This window comes from Nostoc sp. LEGE 06077 (assembly GCF_015207705.1).
GTDB lineage: Bacteria > Cyanobacteriota > Cyanobacteriia > Cyanobacteriales > Nostocaceae > Nostoc_B.
Genome location: NZ_JADEWI010000003.1, coordinates 175,996 through 193,689, shown reverse-complemented (window position 1 = coordinate 193,689; position 17,694 = coordinate 175,996). Strand labels below are relative to the sequence as shown.

The 17,694-nt window shown below is 40.8% G+C and carries 19 protein-coding genes; 12 read left to right on the top strand and 7 right to left on the bottom strand.

Going from position 1 to position 17,694, the window contains the following annotated elements; translation table 11 throughout:
• Positions 1–87: 87 nt before the first annotated feature.
• Positions 88–459, bottom strand: a complete 372-nt coding sequence (locus IQ244_RS03605; RefSeq protein ID WP_193889860.1) for a hypothetical protein — start codon at positions 457–459, stop codon at positions 88–90.
• Between the two features lie 868 nt (positions 460–1,327).
• On the opposite strand from IQ244_RS03605, the gene IQ244_RS03600 reads away from it, so the two are divergent.
• The 4 genes from IQ244_RS03600 to IQ244_RS33165 all read left to right on the top strand — a co-directional run bounded on the left by IQ244_RS03600 (position 1,328) and on the right by IQ244_RS33165 (position 6,873).
• A complete protein-coding gene (locus IQ244_RS03600) occupies positions 1,328–3,145 on the top strand; it encodes an ABC transporter ATP-binding protein (RefSeq protein ID WP_193889858.1) in 1,818 nt (605 codons plus the stop codon).
• A 546-nt stretch (positions 3,146–3,691) separates the two neighbouring features.
• Positions 3,692–5,008, top strand: coding sequence for an efflux RND transporter periplasmic adaptor subunit (locus IQ244_RS03595; protein ID WP_193889856.1), 1,317 nt, complete (start codon positions 3,692–3,694; stop codon positions 5,006–5,008).
• Between the two features lie 215 nt (positions 5,009–5,223).
• Positions 5,224–5,964 carry an SDR family oxidoreductase gene (locus IQ244_RS03590; protein ID WP_193889854.1) on the top strand — a complete coding sequence of 247 codons (741 nt, stop codon included), beginning with the start codon at positions 5,224–5,226 and terminating at the stop codon, positions 5,962–5,964.
• Between the two features lie 195 nt (positions 5,965–6,159).
• Positions 6,160–6,873: a rubrerythrin family protein gene (locus IQ244_RS33165; protein WP_193889852.1), complete on the top strand. Its 714-nt coding sequence runs from the start codon at positions 6,160–6,162 to the stop codon at positions 6,871–6,873.
• A 189-nt stretch (positions 6,874–7,062) separates the two neighbouring features.
• On the opposite strand, the gene IQ244_RS03580 is transcribed toward IQ244_RS33165, so the two are convergent.
• The gene (locus IQ244_RS03580) at positions 7,063–7,320 is read right to left on the bottom strand and encodes a hypothetical protein (RefSeq protein ID WP_193889850.1); all 258 of its coding nucleotides are present in this window, start codon (positions 7,318–7,320) and stop codon (positions 7,063–7,065) included.
• A 373-nt stretch (positions 7,321–7,693) separates the two neighbouring features.
• Here IQ244_RS03580 and IQ244_RS03575 point away from each other — a divergent pair, with 373 nt between their 5' ends.
• The 7 genes from IQ244_RS03575 to IQ244_RS03545 all read left to right on the top strand — a co-directional run bounded on the left by IQ244_RS03575 (position 7,694) and on the right by IQ244_RS03545 (position 13,782).
• Positions 7,694–9,523, top strand: a complete 1,830-nt coding sequence (locus IQ244_RS03575; protein ID WP_193889848.1) for a tetratricopeptide repeat protein — start codon at positions 7,694–7,696, stop codon at positions 9,521–9,523.
• Positions 9,524–9,702: 179 nt separating this feature from the next.
• Entirely contained in the window at positions 9,703–10,011 is a 309-nt protein-coding gene (locus tag IQ244_RS03570; protein ID WP_228058711.1) for an ArsR/SmtB family transcription factor, read from the top strand.
• Positions 10,012–10,032: 21 nt separating this feature from the next.
• A complete protein-coding gene (locus IQ244_RS03565; protein WP_193889846.1) occupies positions 10,033–10,887 on the top strand; it encodes a phosphate ABC transporter substrate-binding protein in 855 nt (284 codons plus the stop codon).
• Positions 10,844–11,722, top strand: a complete 879-nt coding sequence (gene pstC, locus IQ244_RS03560; protein ID WP_193889844.1) for a phosphate ABC transporter permease subunit PstC — start codon at positions 10,844–10,846, stop codon at positions 11,720–11,722. Before IQ244_RS03565 ends, pstC begins: the two co-directional genes overlap by 44 nt.
• Positions 11,715–12,545: a phosphate ABC transporter permease PstA gene (pstA, locus tag IQ244_RS03555; RefSeq protein ID WP_193889842.1), complete on the top strand. Its 831-nt coding sequence runs from the start codon at positions 11,715–11,717 to the stop codon at positions 12,543–12,545. The genes pstC and pstA overlap by 8 nt, the downstream gene beginning before the upstream one ends.
• Positions 12,542–13,345 carry a phosphate ABC transporter ATP-binding protein gene (locus IQ244_RS03550; protein ID WP_193889840.1) on the top strand — a complete coding sequence of 268 codons (804 nt, stop codon included), beginning with the start codon at positions 12,542–12,544 and terminating at the stop codon, positions 13,343–13,345. Before pstA ends, IQ244_RS03550 begins: the two co-directional genes overlap by 4 nt.
• 137 nt (positions 13,346–13,482) lie before the next feature.
• Positions 13,483–13,782, top strand: a complete 300-nt coding sequence (locus tag IQ244_RS03545) for a hypothetical protein (protein WP_193889838.1) — start codon at positions 13,483–13,485, stop codon at positions 13,780–13,782.
• 60 nt (positions 13,783–13,842) lie between these two features.
• On the opposite strand, the gene IQ244_RS03535 is transcribed toward IQ244_RS03545, so the two are convergent.
• Complete coding sequence (locus tag IQ244_RS03535) at positions 13,843–14,646, bottom strand: HD domain-containing protein (RefSeq protein WP_322746022.1); 804 nt, start codon at positions 14,644–14,646, stop codon at positions 13,843–13,845.
• Between the two features lie 309 nt (positions 14,647–14,955).
• On the opposite strand from IQ244_RS03535, the gene IQ244_RS03530 reads away from it, so the two are divergent.
• On the top strand, positions 14,956–15,363 hold the full coding sequence (locus tag IQ244_RS03530; protein WP_193889836.1) for a phosphomannose isomerase type II C-terminal cupin domain: 408 nt from the start codon (positions 14,956–14,958) through the stop codon (positions 15,361–15,363).
• A 185-nt stretch (positions 15,364–15,548) separates the two neighbouring features.
• On the opposite strand, the gene IQ244_RS03525 is transcribed toward IQ244_RS03530, so the two are convergent.
• The 4 genes from IQ244_RS03525 to IQ244_RS03510 all read right to left on the bottom strand — a co-directional run bounded on the left by IQ244_RS03525 (position 15,549) and on the right by IQ244_RS03510 (position 17,607).
• Positions 15,549–16,307, bottom strand: a complete 759-nt coding sequence (locus tag IQ244_RS03525; RefSeq protein WP_193889834.1) for a HEAT repeat domain-containing protein — start codon at positions 16,305–16,307, stop codon at positions 15,549–15,551.
• A gap of 260 nt (positions 16,308–16,567) precedes the next feature.
• On the bottom strand, positions 16,568–16,762 hold the full coding sequence (locus IQ244_RS03520; RefSeq protein WP_193889832.1) for a hypothetical protein: 195 nt from the start codon (positions 16,760–16,762) through the stop codon (positions 16,568–16,570).
• A gap of 115 nt (positions 16,763–16,877) precedes the next feature.
• Positions 16,878–17,450, bottom strand: a complete 573-nt coding sequence (locus IQ244_RS03515) for a GNAT family N-acetyltransferase (protein ID WP_193889830.1) — start codon at positions 17,448–17,450, stop codon at positions 16,878–16,880.
• A complete protein-coding gene (locus tag IQ244_RS03510; RefSeq protein ID WP_193889828.1) occupies positions 17,428–17,607 on the bottom strand; it encodes a hypothetical protein in 180 nt (59 codons plus the stop codon). The genes IQ244_RS03515 and IQ244_RS03510 overlap by 23 nt, the downstream gene beginning before the upstream one ends.
• Between the last annotated feature and the right edge of the window lie 87 nt (positions 17,608–17,694).

Here is a 17,694-nt window from a genome sequence, read left to right as displayed (position 1 = left end):
AAATTTATTTGGCTGAATATCCCTAACTTCTTTGATAAGTTAGGGATATATGTATTCACTAATGATTGAGGAATATCTTCCGGTTATTTAGTATCCAAATCCCAAATCATCACTATCATCTAGCACACTGGATATTGAGCCAGTTTCACTAACTCTACATCCTCCACATCCACGACATCCGCATCCACGACATCCAACGCAACCTCGACATCCAACGCAACCCCGACATCCAACGCAACCTCCGCAGCCTCGACATCCAATACAGCCTCCACATCCGCCACATCCGCCGCAATTAGCAAACCATCTTTGCTGCGTTTCAGATTCAAACATTCCTGGCATTGCCAATTTTTCTAAAGCTGCTATTTCTTCATCAGACAACAACAGTTGTTCTAATTTATCAGCTTTGTCTTCCAAACGCATATCTATTGTTTGTTGGGTCAGTGTTTTTTCTGCAAGCATGGTCACTTACTCCTGTTAACTTCAATTCATGAGTTTGTTGGCAAATCTGCATTCTATTTCAGAAAAGCTTTGATGATGTTTGTAAATCAACTAGCTTTATGAAAGAATAGATATTGGCACAACCAAATATGAAGGATGACCAGAAACTAAGACAATGGTTAGAGCTTAACTATATATGCCCCTACAGATATAGTTAAACAATAATATTCAGCCTTTTATTCAGAATTTAACTAATCCACAACAGGTCAAAATCACTTCTTAAAAAGTGCTGGGAACTCTAGATAAAATTGAGCTTCCCTAAAACCTTGTCTTTGATAAAACTTTTGCTACTGTTAGCAAAACATTGCCTTGTTTTGATCATCTGACTTCTCTAACATTATCTTTTTCTAGAGTTTTTTATTCTTTCTGAAGAAGTATAGTTTTTACCCGCAATCTTAATCTTACTCTTTCTTAAGTAGGATGGTTTTTAGTTGAAATAGACTCTAAGATTACTTGCTGCATTGGGGTACTAATGTAGAAGCTATAACAACTGGAAGTTATAATTATCGCCCTTGGTGCAACACGCAGATGAAGAGAAAACAGGGATAAGGTGGATTTTACTTATACCAATTCTATGAGAAGTTACTGACGTGTCAAAGCTAAAATGTTGCATTGCAACTGTCTTGTGGGATGGGCTTCTAGCTCTTCTGGTGCGGGCTTTTCAGCCCACATCACAAGAGTTGTTTTTATGCAGTATTTTCAGGTGGACACGCCACTACACTTTATAAATCTTGTAGAAACGTTGTATACAACGTCTCTACAACAACCAATTAATTGCATCTTCATCAAGAAACAGTATTAATCCCAGATAAATAATTAGGTTTAATTGATGAGCGATTTCAGAGTTTGGTTTACAGACTACTCTAAAGCTTTATTTCGTTCTCTACCTTTATTGTGGACAGCAGCACCGAGAGAGATGGTATTTTTAATTGCTGTTACTTTATTGCAAGGGTTTCTTCCGGCTATTAGTGTTTGGATTACCAAATTAGTAGTAGATACTGTAGCAACAGCTTTAACATCTGGGAGAGAATTAGGTTATGCAATACTTGCACCTTTGGTAGCAGGATGGGTAGGAGCTTTGTTATTAGAAACATTACTGTATCCTTGGATATTTGCACTTCAAGGAAATCTCAATGACAAGTTAACGGCTCATATTAGCTTGTTATTAATGGAGAAGGCTGATAGTTTTGCAGATTTGAGCCGTTTTGAAGATTCTCTGTTTTATGATGAGCTACAACTTTTGCAACAACAAGTCAGTTATAAACCGCTAAACTTACTAGAGAATTTGGTGGAGTTAAGTCGCTCTTTTGTGACGTTGATAGTGATAGTTGGGTTATTAATTCCCCTAGCTTTTTGGATACCATTAGTAATTGCGATCGCCACTATACCCCAAATAGTGGTTTCTTCTCATTATGGCAAAGCGATTTGGTTAACTTTATTTGAACAAAGTCCTCAAGCGCGGAGAATGCAATATTACACTTCGGTAATGCTGACTGATACCTATGCGAAAGAAATCAGGTTGTTTCAGCTAGGTTCATTTTTTATCACGCGTTACTTACAAGCATTTCAGTCTTTACATCAAACGATGCGCCATCTGCGGGGGAAGCAAGCATTTTGGTCATCGACTTTAGCCATTCTCAGTACTTTGGGAAATGGTTTTGCTTTTTATTGGGTAGTACAGAAAGCTTTTCGCGGCGATTTCAGTCCTGGTAGTGTACTTTTATTTGTCCAGTCATTGACTTACTTTCAAAATAATCTCGAAAGATTTGTGGCTAATTGGGTAGATCTGTTAGAAAATGTGCTTTATATGCAGCAGTTTTTCAACTTTCTTGATAGCCCTATTCTTATGCCATTGAGCATACCTGGAGAGAAAGTTCCGACTCCCATTCGTTCAGGTATTACTTTTGAGAAAGTTGAATTTTACTACCCAGATAATCGTTTAGCTCTACAAGATATTTCTTTTACCATTTACCCTGGACAAACAGTCGCCATCGTCGGAGAAAATGGCGCAGGTAAAACTACTTTAGTTAAACTCTTAACTAGGCTATATGACCCAACACAAGGATGTATTTTAGTTGATAGAATAGATTTAAGAAATTTAAATTTATGGCAGTGGCGACAACAAATTGCTGGAGTTTTTCAAGACTTTGGTCATTATGCGCTGACTCTGGGAGAAAATATTGCGTTGGGAAACTTAACTGCTTTAGAACACCCAGATATGCTCAGATATGCAGTAGAAAAAGCTGATATCACTCAATTAGTCGATAATTTTCCTACACGGGAAGATACACCACTTGGTAAGCAATTTGGTGGAACAGAACTTTCTGGTGGTCAGTGGCAAAAATTAGCTTTAGCTCGTGCTTTTGTGCGTCAATCAGCCCAGCTATTACTATTAGATGAACCAACGGCTGCACTCGACCCCCGCAGCGAATATGATCTCTACCGACACTTTATTGAATTAGCTGAAGGCAAAACTACAATTTTGATTACTCACAGACTGGCTTCAGTACGGATGGCTGACCGAATTTTAGTTCTCAAAGCTGGTCATTTAATTGAAGATGGCACTCATCAGGAACTTTTACAGAGTGGCGGCGAATATACCACTTTATGGAATATGCAGTCACAACATTACGGAGTTTTTGAATAATATTTTTCATTCGTAATTTCTACATTTATCTAATAATTACTAGAGTTTGAGTACCTAAAATAAATATTTTTGGTTACATCATTAAAAGTTCCCAATTATACCAATTACAATCATTTAACGGCTCAATTACCCCTTTCATCTATTATTTAGCTCAAAGTATTTTGAAAAGATAATTTATAAAGGAAAGCTTAAAATTGTAGCACCAATAGATATGGTGCGTTATGCTTAATCCTTCCTCATGCAAACTCCCAAATTCTTGGCATATCTGTAACAAACACTACTGAAGATTTACTTGATGAATAGGATCTAAATTGGCTATTTTAGCAATATGTAAATATTCTTTCTAATAACTGACAAGACAGTTAATCAAACTATCACATTCTAAATTTTTATCATTAACCTTTTGATAGATTAGACATGAGAAAAAAAAGCTGTATATTGGGACGAGCTAACATATAATTTATTATTTCTCTTCATGCTGTATCAGTAAATTGCATCTCAACAAACCGAAAATTATTTACTGTATTTTTAGTAACCTGATAAGTCATGACATCCCCTGAGCCGCAAATTGATTTTGAAAAAGAACTTCCAGAAACGTCAGCACAACCACCTCAAAGTAAATGGCGCTGGTGGCGATTATTGTTAGCTTTAATACTCATAGTCGGGGGTGGAGTGGCGATCGCTTGGCGTTTACTTACGCCTGTACATCAAACACCGTCAACTCACTCTCAAACACCAGGGGTAAGAGCTAAAATTTCTCCTGTGCAATTAGGCACAATTGAGGAAAGTGCAGACTATATTGCCAGTCTAGAATCTCGGCGTTCGATCAACCTCCAGTCAAGAATCCCCGGACAAATTACCCAAATATTTGTCAAGCCGGGACAGACTATCACCGCAGGTACACCCATTATCCAAATAGATTATAAAGCCCAACAACCAACAGCATTGAGCAATAATGGTTCAACCCAAGCAACCGCAGCCCTACTAGAAAGCGCCCGCGCCACACTCCGCGCTTTGGAATTAGAACGGATATCAAAGTTGGCTGAAGTGCAGTCAAATCAACTAGATTACGATAGATCTGCCAACTTAGCAGACCAAGGCGCGATATCACGACAGTCGAAGGATTTATCTGCTAACAGGTTGGCGACGGCGAAGGCTAATCTTGAAGCGGTAAATTCTCGAATTCAATCCCAAAAAGCTAGTATCTTACAAGCGGAAAATGCCATCCAGCAAGCTGATATCAATACTAGACAACCACCAGCCTCGCTTCAGTATGACAAAATTACGGCTCCTTTTGGTGGCACCGTGGGCGATATCTCGGTAAAAGTTGGTGATTTTGTCACGACTTCTTCACGACTCATGACTGTTGCTGAAAACCGACCTTTAGAAGTTGCTTTAACTCTACCACTAGAGCGCGGCCCCAAATTACGTAAGGGAATGCCCATAGAAATTATGAATTCTCAAGGGCAAGTTTTGGGTACAAGTCGAGTATTTTTAATTACTCCCAATGTGAGCAATGAACCGCCATCAATCTTAATTAAAGCACTGTTTAATAATCCCCAAGGGCAGTTAAGGGCAGGTCAATTAGTGCGGACAAGAGTGATTTGGAGTCAGCGTTCTGGAGTTTTGATTCCGACTACAGCTGTAACTCGCGTGGCGGGGGAAACTTTTGTTTACGTAGCGAAACAGCAAACAAGTCCCCAAGGCGTTTCACAGGTGGTAGCACAACAACAACGCGTGAAGTTAGGCAATATCAAAAATAACTATTACCAAGTTTTGGCAGGATTACAGCCAGAAGATGAAATTATTATCTCCGGGTTGTTGAATATTCGGGATGGTGTAGCCATTGTTCCTGAGTCTTAGTTCAGACTAAAGCTGTATGTCATAGATTTTTGCTGGAGGCTGTCAATAGTCAACAGTCCAAATTTATCGCAGTAGCCAATTTGGTTAGGATATTGGGAAATGTTTTAAACTCTATCACCTGTAACCTTTTACCTATCCCCTTCTATAAGTGGGTAAATTTAACCTTTGTGCGATAGGTTAAGAGCAAATCATCGCTAGTAAAGCAGGATTAAGATATGGCAGCTTTAACAGGAAAAGTTGCAATTGTGACTGGTGCATCGAGGGGAATTGGCAGAGCGATCGCTTTAAAATTAGCTCATCAAGGTGCATCTGTCGTAGTTAATTATGCGGGAAATGCAGCCAAAGCCCAAGAAGTTGTTGCAGAAATCGAACAACTGGGAGTGCAAGCAATTTCTATCCAAGCTGATGTCGGGAGTGTGGCTGATATTGAAGCACTTTTTCAGAAAACAATTGCCCATTTTGGCAAGGTTGATATCTTGGTTAACAATGCTGGCACAATTATCTACAAGCCAATTACAGAAATTACTGAAGCAGAGTTTGACAAAATTTTTGCTGTCAATGTCAAAGGTACTTTTTTTGCCTGTCAACAAGCTGCACAACATTTAGCAGTAGGTGGAAGAATTATTAACTTTTCTTCATCCACCACAGGGATGATGTTACCAACCTACAGTGCTTATGTAGGAACTAAAGGCGCAGTGGAACAGATAACGCGGGTGCTGGCGAAGGAGTTGGGTGCTAAGGAAATCACAGTGAATGTTGTTTCTCCTGGCCCGACTGATACAGAACTGTTCCGTGAAGGTAAAACCCCAGAACAAATCAATCGTCTAGCCCAAATGTCAGCTTTTAACAAGCTGGGTGATGTCCAAGAAGTTGCCGACGTGGTAGCTTTTTTAGCCAGTGAAGAAGCGCGTTGGATAACTGGGCAAAATATTCGCGTCAATGGCGGGGCTGTTTGAGAAATTTGTCAATAAAAAATGTTTTAAATTTTTAGTTTTATAATCTTCCTGGAACAGCAGTCAAAACAGGTAAAGAAAGATGGGCGAACAGAAATTGGGATAAAACGTTTTCTGGTATACAAAATTGGCTCATAAACCTGATTTAAACTCTGTTTTTTTTGCTAGGCAATATTATTTCACTGGTATCTCAACACTATGGATTTATCCAACATTACGACTCTGCATAACTTAGAAGCAGCCTTCGGTGGTGAATCGATGGCTAATCGCAAGTATTTATTTTTTGCGAAAGTTGCTAGTAAATTAGGATTCTCGGATTTAGCAAAACTTTTTCGGGAAACCGCAGAACAAGAAACTGAACACGCTTTTGCCCATTTTCAGTTGCTGCATCCAGAATTGGTGGTTGAAGATCCCACGGCTTTAACTGATGAACAAAAAAAACAAATTGTCTCTCGTTGCTTGTCTTTAGCAATTGAGGGAGAGACTTATGAATACACTACAATGTATCCCGAATTTGCCGCAGCGGCACAAAGTGATAGGGACAATCCAGCCGCCGCTGAATTTCTCAAACAAGCACAAGAATCTGGCGAACACGCTGATACATTTCGAGAAGCCGCACACCGTTTTGGCTTGCTCAAATTTATTGAAAATTACCATGCCGATCGCTACACTGAAGCTCTAGAAGTTTTAAATGGTGGGCAAGCTGTTACCAGAGTAGCCAGCGAAGATTCCCAAACTCGCAAATGGATTTGTCGTCAATGCAGCATGATTTACGATCCTGTGGCGGGTGATCCCGATTCGGGAATTGCACCTGGTACACCATTTGAAGAGATTCCTGATGATTGGCAATGTCCAATTTGTGGTGCTACCAAAAAGACTTTTAAACCTCTGGAAGAAAAAGTCGCTGCTTAAGATATAGAGATTAGAGACTAGAGGCTAGGAACAAAAATTTTTCGATAGTTAAGTTTTGCTGAGTAAAAATTACTAATCCTAGTCTCTATCCCTTTGTCTCTGTTTCATCTGCACAATTTAGTTAATAGAAAATTACAGTAAAATACTCAGCAACTGTAAAGTTCTTGCTGATCAATACTAGCTGTTACACTATTTTTCAACTAACTCAGAATCAATGTAATCTTCTGTATGACTACACCCTTCACCCATTGAACGATCTCGGAATATTCGACAACAAGTATGCTCATCTTCTATACTTGTTTTTTGATTTATGTCTGCGGGACGATGCGAATTTTCTTCTACAACTTTCCAAGTTGTGTTAATCACTTCTTGTGTATTTGTATATTTGCCTAATTCGCTGCGAAATTTATGTAGTTGCTCATCTTCAGGTGTTACCAAAATATTCATTGGTTGAGTACCTCTGTTATCTGTTATAAAATTCTACTGCGTTTTGCTATTAATAACCTTTTGAGTAACTATAGAAAACATAAATAAGTTGTTAACAAATCTATTTATTATCTGTTGCTTTTTCAATCTCTTGACGAGCCAGTTGATAAATCAAATGGATTGTTATCTTACAACAAAATAAAAAGACTAGTATTAAGAGATTTATACTGATTGTGGTTATGAGTAGGATTTTACACGTATTTTTGCTGGATAGTTAGTGCTGCTAATTTATATTTACAAGGACAATTGTGAAAATCCGCTGAAGTCAATTGATACAAAACAGCGCCCATCCTAAAATTAGGGGGCGGGGAGTTTCACAGCCCATTAAACTTAGATGAATGCTGACGACTTTTTTAACCAAGGGTTTAACAAAAATTTGCAAGGAGACTTTCAAGGAGCGATCGCCGATTATACTGAGGCCATTCAGCTAAAACCTGATTTTGCCGAAGCCTACTATAATCGCGGTAATATTTTTTATAGCTCACTCCGAGATTATCGTGCAGCGATTGTCGATTTTAACAAGGCAATCCAACTCAATCCCAATTTTGCAGAAGCTTATCATAACCGGGGCAACACGCTTTACTCTCTAGCAGATTACGAAGAAGCGATCGCTGATTACGAATGGGCATTAGCAATTAATCCCAAATTAGCAGAATCCTATCACGGTCGGGGAAATGTTTACTGCGCGTTAGGGGAGTATGATCGAGCGATCGCTGATTATCACCAAGCGATCGAGATTAATCCTGAGTTAGTGACACATATAGATTTTGATATAGCGCGAGCTTTTCATTATCGGGGTGTAGCTCGCAGCGAGAATAATGATTACCAAGGTGCATTAGCAGATTTTCAGCAAGCATTACAGTGGTATCCCCAGTATGCTGCCGTTTACAGCAGTCGTGGGAATATTTTTCATATTTTAGAAGAATATGAGCAAGCACTCACCGATCATGAACGGGCATTACAGCTAGATCCCCATTTGGTGGAAGCTTATCATTACCGCGGTAATACCTGCTATATCTTGGGCGACTATCAAGGTGCAATTGCTGATTACAATCGCGCATTACAAATTAACCCATATTTTGCCTCGGCGTACTACAATCGCGGACTTGTCCGTTCCTACCTCAAAGACTACCAAGCGGCGATTTCCGACTTTAATCAAGCTCTACAATTAAATCCTGACGATGTGCAAGCATACTACGAAAGGGGATTAGTCCGGGCGAATTTAGGCGATTATCAAGGTGCAATCATCGATTATGAACAAGCATTAGCCAAAAATCCGACTTTAGCTTTAGTCTACGGTTTTCTGGCTCATGCCCGTTGTCAGTTGGGTGACTACCAAGGCACAATCGCCGATAGCAATCGCATCTTGCAAATTCACCCCGAATATGCAGCAGGATACTGCGATCGCGCTAATGCTCGTCGTTGTTTGGGAGATTATCAAGGGGCAATTTTAGATTACAATCGCGCCTTACAACTCAACCCCAATTTAGCTACAGCATACTATGGTCGTGGTTTAGCCCGTGAAGCTCTGCAAGATTATTTAGCAGCGGTAGAAGAATACACCCAAGCAATTAAAGTTGATCCTGATTTTTCTCCAGCTTACTGTAACCGAGGTAATGCCCTACGCCTTTTAGGAGCCGAACAAAGAGCTTTAGCAGATTATAATCAAGCTATCAAAATTAACCCTAGTTTAGTAGAGGCTTATTACAATCGAGGTTCCTTGCGCTACGCCTTGGAAGACTATCACAGCGCAATTACAGATTACACCACAGCTTTGCAGATTAATCCCAACTCAGCAGCATTTTACAGCGATCGCGCCAGTGCTTACTATGCCCTGCAAGATTATCAAAATGCCATCGCCGATTACAATCAAGCCATTGCCCTTGACCCCAGTTTTGCCGAAGACTGGTATCATCGAGGACGCAGCCGGTTACTGTTGGGAGATTTGTCAGGCGCATTAACAGACTTAAACCAAGCTTTACAGCGTCAACCCCATTGGGCTTCAGCTTATATGTTACGCGCTGATGTTTACCGCCAACTAGAAGACTTTCAAGGTGCGATCGCTGATTTTCAACAATCTGCCAACATCTATTATCAAGAAGGAAATATTGAGTATTATCAACAAATGCTCACAGCGATCGCTCAACTAAAGTCTAAAGTCTAAAAATTGATCTAATCACTAAGTAATGGCTCTGCGCCTATAGCGTTTCCTCGTCTGCTGAGGTACAAATTTATCGGCGGTTAATTATTCTTGCTTGTACCTCACTCAAGCAAAAACCGCTATATGATATAGACTTGAAAAATTTTTCATATCAAAAGCTATTCAAACCATAGCAAGAATGAATGATGAACTCTAAAAATGTCTCATCTCCAGACTTTTGCGCCCGTCAACTCAAAGTTTTAGCAGATACAACACGTCTATCTGTTCTGAAAATTCTCATGGAAAGTCCTAAACACGTAGGGGAACTGAATTCTGTTTTAAAGCTAGAGCAGAGTTTATTATCCCACCATTTAAAAATCTTACGGGAGGCAGGTTTTGTAGAAGCAACACGAGATGGTAAGGCGGTACTTTACCATTTTGTTCCTACCATTCGACAAGTAAACGCTGGTAAGGCAATTGATTTAGGCTGTTGTCTCCTCTGTTTTGAATAAAAATTTAGACGCAATTTTTCGATGAAACGACTCAAAACCATAGCATTTATTACTGTCGCCTTCACAATTGGCTTAGGGTTACAAGCTTGTACCCAACCATCACCAACAGCAACTCAACCAACCAATAAATTACAAGGAAAGTTAGTTTTAACAGGCTCTAGTACAGTTGCACCATTAGCAGCAGAAATTGGTAAGCGATTTGAATCAGAATATCCTGATGTGCGAGTAGATGTGCAAACAGGCGGTTCATCTCGCGGAATTGCCGATGCACGTACAGGCGTTGCTAATATTGGGATGGCATCTCGTAGCCTCAAAGATGAAGAAAAAGACTTACAAGGTTTTGCGATCGCCCGTGACGGAATTGGCATAATTTTACACAAAGATAATCCAGTCAAATCCCTCTCAAATCAACAAGTTGTTGATATTTACACGGCTAAAATTAACAACTGGCAACGAGTTAACGGCAAAAATGCACCGATTACAGTTGTCAATAAAGCTGAGGGCCGTTCTACCCTGGAATTATTTCTGAGCTATTTCCAACTCAAAAATAGCGATATCAAAGCATCGGTGGTGATTGGAGACAATCAGCAGGGGATTAAGACAGTAGCAGGTAATCCTAATGCCATTGGTTATGTATCAATTGGTACGGCTGAATTTAGTATCAATAACAGCGTGACCATTAAATTATTGCCCCTGAATGGAATTGCCGCCACCACAGAGAATGTCCAGAATGGGACGTTTCCTCTGTCCCGTCCTCTCAATTTGGTGACTAAAACCCAGCCCCAAGGCTTAGATAAAGCATTTATCGAGTTTGCACAATCGCCACAAGTTCATGACATTGTTAAAAACCAAGATTTTGTCCCCATCTCAAAGTGATATTTTTCTCCTATGGATATTACGGAGTTTGGCTGTAATCACAGGTATTATCGTTATCTTGATTACTATATTCTTATTACTCGAAGCATTGCCCATACTGCGAGAGGTGGGATGGTGGCGTTTTATGAGCGATCGCTCTTGGAATCCGGTGCAAGGACTCTATAATTTACTGCCCATGCTGTGGGGTAGTCTGTTGGTGACACTTGGTTCTGTACTATTTGCTGCACCTTTAGGCATTGGTTCGGCAATCTTTTGTCAGTATTATGCACCTCCTGTAGTTGGGGGATTATATCGGCAGTTAATTAATTTACTGGCTGGTATTCCTTCTGTTGTTTACGGGTTCTGGGGTTTAGTCGTTCTTGTACCACTGATTGGCAAACTACAACCACCAGGAACTAGTCTCCTAGCGGGAATCGCCATTTTGACATTAATGATTCTGCCCACCATCGCTTTAACAGCAGAAGCCAGTTTTTCTGAAGTCCCCAACGAGTATTTACAAGGTGCAGCTGCCTTGGGAATTTCCCACTGGGCAACGATTAGAAGCGTTGTTGTACCTGCGGCAAAATCTGGTTTATTTACTGGTTTAATTTTAGGCACGGGACGGGCGATTGGGGAAACAATGGCAGTGTTGATGGTTTGTGGCAATGTAGTCCAAACACCCACCAGCATATTTGACCCCGTTCGCACACTGACAGCCAATATCGCTTTAGAAATGGCTTACGCTACAGGAAATCACCGTGCTGCATTGTTTGTGAGTGGTTTGTTATTAATGGGAGCGATCGCTATTTTAGTAGTCGTTGCCGAAGGTGTGAGTAGGAGAAACATCTATGGCTAAAAAATTACCTACCCTTGTCTTTTGGGCGATCGCTTTATTTGTCACTGCTGTTTTCTGCTGGATTTTAGGCAATATCGTCTGGCACGGTGTGGGGCAGCTTGATTGGGAATTTCTCACAACTGCACCGCGCAATGCTGGGCGTGAGGGGGGAATTGCCCCGATTCTGATTTCTACTTGTCTGATTTTGGGGGTTTGTATGGCGGTTTCTCTCCCCCTTGGCGTTGGTACTGCCATACTGTTAGCCGAGTTTACCACCACTGAAAGTCTGTTTGGGCGGTTAGTCCGGCGCAGCTTAGATGTATTGGCAGGAGTACCATCGATTGTCTTTGGCTTATTTGGTAACACCTTTTTCGCAATTAAGTTGGGATTGGGTTTTTCAATTTTGTCTGGTGGGTTGACTTTAGCTTGTATGGTGTTGCCGATTCTCATACGTTCTACAGAAGCAGGACTGCAAGCTGTTCCCAGCGAGTATCGCTTAGGGGCAGCAGCTTTGGGATTATCACGCACCACCACATTAGGGAAACTACTCTTACCAGCAGCGACACCGGGGTTAGTTGTCGGTTTAGTGCTGGGAATTGGGAGAGCGATCGCCGAGACAGCCGCACTGATTTTTACCAGTGGTTATGTAGATCGGATGCCAGAGTCATTACTAGATTCCGGGCGATCGTTATCGGTGCATATTTTTGATTTATCAATGAATGTGGCTGGCGGAGATGCTAACGCCTACGCCTCTGCCTTAGTGCTGTTGATTTTATTGTTACTGGTGAATGGTATGGCAACATGGACAGCTAAGTTTTGGTTAGCAGGAAGGATTACACCATGAAGCAATCTCAACTCAGACAAAATTCTCGGTTATCTCTGCCCTCAATGCGAACCGAACAACTGAGTTTATATTACGGGAAAAAAGCTGCTTTTACAGATGTCTCCATGCCCATTCACGCCGGGAAGATTACTGCATTGGTGGGGCCTTCTGGTTGTGGTAAAACCAGTTTTTTGAGTTGTCTCAATCGCTTGACTGATTTAATTCCTCATACCAAAGTAACGGGAAGCATTCGCTTAGATGCTTTAGAAATTCTCAAGGAACGAATAGATGTAATTACCCTGCGTCGGCGTGTGGGGACAATTTTTCAAAAACCTAATCCTTTCCCCTTCTCCATTTGGAAGAATTTGGCATTTCCCCTACAAGAACACGGAATAAAAAACCGCGCAAAACTCGATTGGCTGATTGAAACCACACTGCAAGATGTGGGACTCTGGAACGAAGTTAAAGATAGACTGAATACTCCTGCCTTATCTTTATCTGGTGGACAAAAGCAGCGATTATGTATTGCCCGTGCTTTGGTTTTGCAACCAGAAGTTTTATTATTTGATGAACCCTGTAGCGCGCTCGATCCGATTTCTAGCGGAGTCGTTGAGGATTTAATTGCTAGTCTGCGGGGACGTTACACAGTGGTAATTGTCACCCACAATCTCGCTCAAGCTAGACGCATTGGTGATTACGCTGCCCTGTTTTGGGTACAAGCAGAAGTGGGAAGATTAATTGAGTATGGTACAGTCGAGCAGATTTTTACCGCACCGCAGCACGATTTGACTGGTGCTTATGTAAATGGTATTCGCGGGTAGTCTTCACATCTTTTTCGGCTTCAGTGCAGATCACCTTGTATTCTTTCTAGAAGTTAAGATTAAGTATTTTCCCTGTTGCATTAATATCTCATCCCCAAATAGTATTTACGACATTGTTTGTAATCCTCTAAATTATTGTGAAATCAATTCTCCAAGATTACTTAGAGCAAGAAATTTGGATATTAATACGAGATAAGTGGTATTTCGCAAGAATTATCAATGTTTGTGATGATTTGTTATGGTTTAAACACAGAACGCATAACAAAGATACAGAAGAAGATACTTTGTGGGAAATGGTTGTGAAAACCAGTGAAGTAGTTGCCATTGATAGAGTTATATCTGTTGTTAGTAGAAAACCAGATGTGTTTATTTCCCGTCTATTAGAAACTAATAGCTCAACAGATAATCAGCAACAAGAGCATGACAATTCAAGATAATTAGAGTAGTGTAATTATTGATGATAAGGGTGGAGCGATCGCTTTACCCTTTTCTTGTTATTATTTCTCATCACTGCCAAAAGTCACACATGGACTATCAATTTCTTCGCTAGGTTGAAAGGAACTGCAAAAAGTGACAACAGCACAATTCACATCAGATTCATCAGGATGAATGCACTGTATGCTTGATTCTGCTTTGACATGAAAAGCACAGTCATTACATATAGTCTGAACATTTAACTGAGGTTTTGGAGATATAGAATTGCAATTATTTCTTAATTCTTCTAAGGCTTGAAATATAGATTGAAGTTGTGGTATCTGAAATACCTGATTAGTAGATGTAAAAAACTCCGAGAGATTAGCTAATTTTTGATGCTCATATACACTCGCTTGTAAAATCATTTCTAATTGGTCAATTTGGCGGAGAAATTGAGCCTCAAGTGAATTACCTTGCTCATATTCTTCCCACAAATCAATCCAGTATGAGCAATTCGGTAGTTTATCTAATATCTGAGTCAGAGAATCTTTTTCTAACTGATATTTTTCTTGTTGATTAACTTTGTCCCTAGGCGTGAAATCACCAGCATAGACTTCGCCCAAATCATGAATTAAAGCCATCTGGAAGACTTTATTTTTATCCAATTCAAGTGAATAAATATCTAATAAAAATAATGCTAGTAAGGCAACACCAAACGAGTGTTCGGCAACACTTTCACAATACTTGGTTTCAATACCATGTTGTAACCACCCCTGACGATATAGTTGCTTGAGATGATTGAATTCAAAATAAGCTTGAATAATTGGCAAGGTATTATTGCCTGCTAAAAGCGTAATTGGTAAAGCAGCTTTTGTGTGTATTTTCATTCTATAGAAATCATATTTGATTTGGAGAAAAAAGCTAAGTATACCTCTGTTATTTCTTGTCCTGTTAACTGTTCCCTACCTACACAAGTAATTTAAATAATCAAGTCGGATTCCTATATAAATAAGGCTTATACCAATTTAATGTGAAGCTGTAGGGAATGATTAACTTCAATCCTTGGCGGTTCGTTTGTTAATAGTCTGTGCATCTTCATACAGAATTGGTACAACATCAGTTATTGTGGCAAATTGTCAACTCATGTGCGTTAAATTACTAAACAATAGTAATAGTCGTCGTTGAGTAGTTTGTTTATGACTCAAAATGATAACAACGAGCAATCCACTAGCCATGAGTTATCTTCACATTCCGGTGCGAGATACTGGGGTAGCGTTGAGGTAATAGAAGAGGGAGATAGCTATAGAATTAGTCGCGTGGAAATTAAGCCCAAACACGGGATTAAACCACAAATCCATTACCACCGCAATGAACATTGGGTTGTAGTCTCTGGTGTGGCCAAGGTAACTTGTGGTGAAGCGGAAGTATTGCTAAACCGCAACGAATCTACTTATGTTCCCGCAGCAACATTACATAAAGTGGAAAATCCCGGCTTAATTCCCTTAGTAATTTTGGAAATTCAAAACGGTGAGTATTTGGGTGAGGATGACATTGAACGTCCTTATGACCTCAACTTGATCAAGCCACCATCGGAAAGTAAGTGAAGTATAAAGTATGAAGTGTGAAGTATGAATTATGAAATTAACACATCCCTCAAGGGATAGGTGATGAGCCAAGAAAAACTGACTTTTTTCGCTTACCAGGGAAATTTCGTATCAATATTTACTTCATACTTCATTCTTTGTCAGTCAATAGTCAGTTTACTTCAGACTTTAGACTTCAGACTTCTTTAAAACCATCCCTCTTGTTCCAAAGTTTCGATTAGCTGTAAACCACGGGGGTCGCCTACGCCGAGTAGTGAAGCTTTGGCATCTTCTCGCACGCCTAAATCTTTGTCTTCCGCAAAGGCTTGAATTAAGGCATCAATGGCTGTGGCATAAACAATATTAGAGGGTAGTTCTTTGCATAACTGTCCAATAGCCCAGGCGCTATTACTCCGCACGGCGGAGATTGGGTCTTGGACTAAAGCTTCAATTAAAGCGGGAATTGCCCCAACAACAGCTTCGTAACCCACCCCTGCCATTTGTGCTAAAGCACTAGCCGACCACAACCGCACGGCGGAAATGTCTGTTCTTAAAGCGTCTGCTAGGGGTAATAAACAACGGCGATCGCGGCAATTACCCAACGCCCAGACAACGCCTTTGCGGACGTAGCCATTCCAATCGTGGTGGAGTTGGGCAATCAACGGTTCTACCGCTTCTTGGCTGGGATTGCGACCAATACCATAGGCTGCACTCACTCGCACTAAGGGGCAAGAATCCCTTAACAGGCGAATCAGTAGGGGGGTAGCCCTTTCATCTTCAATATCACAAAAAGCACGCGCCGCCAACATTCTCTGCTGCGGTTGCGAATTTTCCAGGAGAGCTAACATGACCTCTGGATCGGGCTTTGCCACTTCTGACTCAGCAGTTAGTGGCTCCATTTTATCGAGAGGGCTTTCTAGCTCTACCTCTGGATCGAGTAGGCTTAGGTCATCGTCGTCATACATACGTCATTTAAATGCCGAGTGGGATTTGTAGCAGGAGGCAAAAGGCAGGAGGCAGAAGGCAGGAGGTAAAAATCTTACTATGCCTGTCATTCGTGCTTTTTCAATGTCCTCACCTATACTTCGACTGCTATACAGATAACCCCCCGTGCCAATAATTCTACGCCTGATAGGTATTTGCTAAATTATTGTACACTTTATGTTCGACATGATTAGATTTGTCTGGAAAATAGAAAGTGGGGAGTTGGGAATGGGGAGTAGAACTAATGACTAATGACTAATTGTCCCAAGTATTTCAGGGTTTTTTGCACTGCAAACAAATTGTTGCGGTACTCCGATCGCGTTGCCAAAATATCGGAAATTCCGTACTGTTTTCCTAATGTTTTGACAAATAGGTAGCTACTACCGTTGGTAATCATGCCATAAAGCGGTTGATTTGGATTTGGATGTGCTGCCATGTATGCCACAGAAGGCAGGAGGTAAAATTAGTACTCTTTCTGGCATTCGCGCTTTTTAAATGTCCTAACTTATACTTCCACTGCTATAGTAAATTCTTCTGCGATCGCAATGCTTCTAGCCATAGCTGTCACCGACGAAATAACCTGGAAGTTCTTTCAACATCCACAGAGATTGAGTTTGATAACCAAGTTGGTTGTAGAGATTTAAGGCGGGTTGGTTGGATTGAAAGACTTGTAAACCTATTTGTTTATCGCCTCGCTCTATTGCCCAATTTTCTACATATTGCATCACAGCTTTACCAATACCCCGCCGCCGATGTTCTGGGATGACGTAAAGCAGAAAAATGTGAGCATGGCGATCGCCACTAACTTGATCTACCGCATTCCCCACCCAGAGACAACCAACGGGAGACGCAGAAGAATTGAGTTGATTTATTTCCCCCTCTCCCCCTGCACCCTTACCTCCCTGCAACCCTAATTCCACATCCACCCACCATAAGGGGGTATCTTTGGACAAATATTGCTCAACTGTGCGGGCGAGGTGGGCAAAATCCTGCTGAGGAAATCTCTCCTGGTAAGTTCGTTGCATGAACTTGACTAGGAGCGATCGCTCTAATGTGGAGCCACGACGAATCAAATACCCTGGTAGAAGTTGCTCAGACACTTTATTTGCCGAGGCTGAACACATCAATTGTAGTAGCCGGCATAATCATCCCAGTGCCTTCAATGGGTGCGGGTGCGGCCATGTCGGAGGGTAAGAAGATACGGGCGCTGGTTGCTACTAAGGCAACGATAAATACTAAAACTACTAGTAAAGGGGCGATGTATTGACGAAATATAGCCATATTCAGTAAGTCAAAAGTTAAAAGTTAAAAGTCAAAAGAAAGAAATTGAGTGCTGTAAAGCCCTGCGGGCATAGCTGCGCGGAGAGC